The following is a 3,862-nucleotide window of genomic DNA, read 5'->3' as shown; positions in this document are numbered from 1 at the left end:
CTTCTAATTCGATCAGAAACGCAGTACGTAAATATGCCTTAGAAAACGACCTGTCGTTTTACGATCTGCGTAACCATGAAGGCGTTTTGCGTAACCTGATTATCCGTACTTCTAGCACAGGAGAGGTGATGGTTGCCGTGGTATTTGCTTATCCGGAACAGACACAAGTTGATGGCTTGATGGGGTTCCTTAAAAATGAATTTCCACAGATTACCTCTTTGCTGTATATCGTTAACCAAAAAAAGAATGACACTATTTTCGATCAGGATGTGGTGGTTTTCTCCGGTCGCGATCATATTTTCGAAGAAATGGATGGCATCCGTTTTAAAATTGGAGTGAAATCTTTTTATCAGACCAATTCTGAACAAGCCTTCGAACTATATAAAATCACCAGAGATTTTGCCGGATTTAAAGGTGATGAATTGGTTTATGATTTATACACTGGTGCTGGAACGATTGCAAATTTTATTGCCAAAAACGTAAAGCAGGTAGTTGGGGTAGAATACGTGCCAACCGCTATTGAAGATGCAAAGTTTAATTCAGCGTTAAATGGCATTGATAATACGGTTTTTTATGCCGGAGATATGAAAGATATTCTTACTTCAGAATTTATCCTGGCGCATGGTAAACCAGATGTGGTGATTACCGATCCGCCACGCGCTGGTATGCATGCAGATGTAGTACAGAGATTGCTTGAAATGGAGTCTGAAAAAATTGTCTATGTAAGCTGTAATGCAGCCACACAGGCAAGAGATTTAGAATTATTGAAAGAAAAATACGATGTGGTGCGAATTAAACCTGTAGATATGTTTCCGCACACGCAACACGTAGAAAATGTAGTATTGTTAAGGTTAAAGTAATAAAATGATTGAGTGAGAGAAAGATTGAGTGACAGAATGGGGCAATTTGCCTTTAACATTCAACTATTCACTCATTCAAAATTCAATTATTAGTTAAGGTATGGATAGAGAAGAATTATTAGGCGCAACGCCCGAAGAGAACGGAACACCACAAAAAAAGCAGGAAAGTCCGCTGATAAGTCTAGAAAAAGATTTAGAATTTTATGCTGATGCGATTAAAGAAGTAGCAATCGAGATTATGGTTGAAGGCATTTCTGCCCACCCAATTTTTATTGCGCATCAACATGAGGTGAACATTGGCGAACTTATCTTAAACAAAGAAGAACTTAATACCGACTGGACAATACAAGCCTCTACGTTAGAAGAATTTGTAGAAAAAGGAATCATTAGCAAGGAAAAAAAAGAGCCCTTCTTAAAAGTGTATAAAAAACCAGAAGATTTTATGTGCGTATTCGTAATTGTTCCTGAAGGTGCCAACTTTATTTACTATCCGTACAAAAAAAGGTAGAGGATAGAAAGGCTGAAGGTTAAAGATTCCCCCTACAGCCTTTAATGACCTGAATCGGTGTAATCATTCTGTCAGTTAAATCTTTTATAAAAGAAAAACGCCGCATTGTATCCACAAAGCAGCGCGTTATTATTAACTAAACTAAACTTTTAATTTACGTGGTGTACATCTCCACTTTTTGAGCTTGATGTTTTTTTGAGTGAAGCATTTCCCTTATAACTTACATCGCCACCACCACTTGCACTGGCCTCTAAGCCTTTATTTACATAAAGATTTACATCAGAACCACCAGAAGCCTGCACCTTTGCATAATCTGTAATTAATTCATAAGCATCGATATCACTACCTCCACTAGATTGAATGGTCATATTTTCTGCTTTGCCTTTTAAATCGAGATCACTGCCACCGCTTGATTGAATAGATAGATCGTTGCAAACAACCGTTAATTTTAAATCCGATCCTCCTGAAGAGCGAATAGCAAGTTTATCTGTTTTAATTTGGTTTTGTGTAAAAACATCCGATCCGCCCGATGCTGCAATTGCATTTAGGGTTTTAAAACTTACATAAGCTTTAATGGTGCGGTTTTTAAACATGCCGCTCCATTTGATGCCGTCTTTAAATTTTATGGTAACATTGCTGCCGTTCTGCTCAACAACAATATCTTTTAATGTTTCAGAATCAGATTTTATACTCACACTTTCGCTACCGCCCTGAGTGAGGTATAGATCTATTCCACTGCTTACTCCAATGCTATTGAAGTTTTTAACGGTAAAGCTTTTAGTATCCTGCGCCTTAGCCATGTAGCTGGTTATTATGATAAACAAAATGGCGGATGATTTGATAAGGGTTTTCATAGTCGTTTTTTCGTTAAATGATTTGAAGCTATTATTACGCAGCATTTGGGCAACGATGGCTTCGATTTTGTGTTTTGGTTATAGATTAGACGCATCTCTGATGAAAACGTTGCAAACAATTCAAATTATTTTTCAAATAGTTTGAATTTCATCCTTAAAATCGTTCTTTTTGTATTCAATCCTTTTTATACAATGGCATCGCAATTACTTATTCTCAACAAGAAACAAATTCAGCAGAAAATAGATCGTATCGCTTATCAGATTTTGGAAGATAACCTGAATGAGAAAGAAGTGGTGCTTGCCGGTATTTGGGACCGTGGTTACAAACTAGCGCTACGATTAGAAAAAGTGCTTAAAAAGATTTCGGGCTTTAAACTAACTTTACTGCGTATCGATCTGCAGAAAGAAAGCAGCAAATTGGTAGCTTCGACAGATTTAGATGAAAGCCATTGGAAAAACAAGGTGATCATTATTGTTGATGACGTATTGAACAGCGGTAAAACCCTTGCTTATGGCTTGGGTGTTTTCTTWAATACGCCGCATAAAAAAATCCGCACCGTAGTTTTGGTTGATCGAAGCCATAAAATTTTCCCTATTGCCACCGATTTTGTTGGTCTTGAACTGGCTACTATATTAAAAGAACATGTAGATGTGGTAATGGATGTGGAAGGTGAAGAAGATCGGGTTTATTTGAGCTAAAATTATAGAGATAATAGCACATTGCAAATGTGCATCTTACGAATCCTCGTTACAAGCGAGGACTATAATTCATCTGTGCTATCGTCCTCGTTTGTAACGAGGATGCACGAGAATAGCGATTTTATCGCTTTTTTTAAATCAATTCAATTTTCACCAAACCTTTAATTCCAGCATAATCTTTAGCGCTACTGTAAATGTATTGCTCGGGAGATTCAACAATACCAGCTTTAACAGGATTATCATGGATATAATGTAGTTTTTGAAAAGCATCGATTTCTTGTAATTCGATAGGATGATTGTCGTCTTGCCAGATTTTGTGATTTTCTGCCCTATTGGTCTTTCTAGCTTCGAAACTAAACTTATCTAAAAGCCAATCTCTCCTACTTTCAGGTATCTCTTTAATGGTAACAGCCAATTGCTTCGAAGTGAATTTTTTAAAATCTCTCAAAAAATCAGACATTGTATTTGGCTCTTTACATCTTCCAATAAAATGAATGTGATTCGTCATCAGAACCCAACCATTTAATATTAATCCTTTATTCTCGATACAGTGATTTAACGAATCGACAATTATGTTTTTATATTCTGGTCTTGTAAATAAGTCTATCCAACCAACTATTGTACATGTTATAAAATAAGCCTGATTTTGATCAGTAATTATATATCTGCTTCCTCCCATAATCAAATAAGATTTTTTAATGTCTTTAAGTTATTATCCTCAGTTGTAATGAGGATGTTTGGGAGATCTACTCGTAAATATAAAGAAATAATATTCTGTATTGCAAATTTGGATCATCGTCCTCGTTTGAAACGAGGATGCCAGAGAATAGCGATTTCATCGCTAGAAATACAAATAAATTTTTGAAACTATTAYACCACATTGCAAATGTGGATCTCGCTAATCCTCGTTACAAACGAGGACTATAGCCGTCTTAAAGAAA

At 36.2% G+C, this 3,862-nt stretch carries 5 protein-coding genes; 3 read left to right on the top strand and 2 right to left on the bottom strand.

All coding sequences use genetic code 11. The features are described 5' to 3' along the window. Both rlmD and AC1DPQ_RS20665 read left to right on the top strand, forming a co-directional pair. On the top strand, positions 1-860 hold an 860-nt coding region (rlmD, locus tag AC1DPQ_RS20670), incomplete at its 5' end, for a 23S rRNA (uracil(1939)-C(5))-methyltransferase RlmD (protein WP_477610728.1). 100 nt (positions 861-960) lie between these two features. Beyond that, a complete protein-coding gene (locus tag AC1DPQ_RS20665; protein WP_215125380.1) occupies positions 961-1,368 on the top strand; it encodes a hypothetical protein in 408 nt (135 codons plus the stop codon). A 149-nt stretch (positions 1,369-1,517) separates the two neighbouring features. Here AC1DPQ_RS20665 and AC1DPQ_RS20660 read toward each other — a convergent pair whose 3' ends face one another. Next, the gene (locus AC1DPQ_RS20660) at positions 1,518-2,222 is read right to left on the bottom strand and encodes a head GIN domain-containing protein (RefSeq protein ID WP_477585358.1); all 705 of its coding nucleotides are present in this window, start codon (positions 2,220-2,222) and stop codon (positions 1,518-1,520) included. A 192-nt stretch (positions 2,223-2,414) separates the two neighbouring features. Between AC1DPQ_RS20660 and AC1DPQ_RS20655 the strand changes: the two genes are divergently transcribed. Beyond that, the gene (locus AC1DPQ_RS20655) at positions 2,415-2,921 is read left to right on the top strand and encodes a phosphoribosyltransferase family protein (RefSeq protein ID WP_477610727.1); all 507 of its coding nucleotides are present in this window, start codon (positions 2,415-2,417) and stop codon (positions 2,919-2,921) included. A gap of 133 nt (positions 2,922-3,054) precedes the next feature. Here AC1DPQ_RS20655 and AC1DPQ_RS20650 read toward each other — a convergent pair whose 3' ends face one another. Continuing rightward, positions 3,055-3,600, bottom strand: a complete 546-nt coding sequence (locus AC1DPQ_RS20650) for an REP-associated tyrosine transposase (protein WP_477585356.1) — start codon at positions 3,598-3,600, stop codon at positions 3,055-3,057. Positions 3,601-3,862: the final 262 nt, after the last annotated feature.

The organism is Pedobacter sp. 01T416_2, assembly GCF_056398925.1.
This window is presented reverse-complemented; position numbering and strand designations above follow the sequence as displayed.